The following is a 394-nucleotide window of genomic DNA, read 5'->3' on the forward strand; positions in this document are numbered from 1 at the left end:
CCTCAGTTTTATCGAGTGTACTCGATCTGGCCGTCAGAAACAGAATCGGGACGTTAGAGGATTTCCTGATGTGCTGACATGTTTCAATTCACGAAATGCCTGGCATCATAATATCCAAAATAACCAAATCAAGAGAGTCATTCACAAGTTTCAATGCTCGCTGTCCATCCTTGGCTCTTAGCACCTCGTAACCTGCACGTGTAAGGGATTCCTCCAAAAGATCACCAATATCCTCATCATCCTCTACGACTAATATTCGATAGGCCATGTCTCTCTCACCTCATGATTCTTGTTGTTATTTCTCGTGTGTCCTTACTATATATCGTTCATAGTAATAAGTACGTTATAAGATACTACGTAAATCTTAACAATTTATGAAAGCTGATGCTCGCCA

At 40.6% G+C, this 394-nt stretch carries 1 pseudogene; it reads right to left on the reverse strand.

What is annotated here, in order from left to right:
• Positions 1-268, reverse strand: a pseudogene (yrkP, locus tag AY633_RS12270) (two-component response regulator YrkP); the annotation flags it as partial.
• Positions 269-394: the final 126 nt, after the last annotated feature.

The organism is Planococcus maritimus (genome assembly GCF_001592825.1).
In the GTDB taxonomy this organism is placed as follows: domain Bacteria; phylum Bacillota; class Bacilli; order Bacillales_A; family Planococcaceae; genus Planococcus; species Planococcus maritimus_C.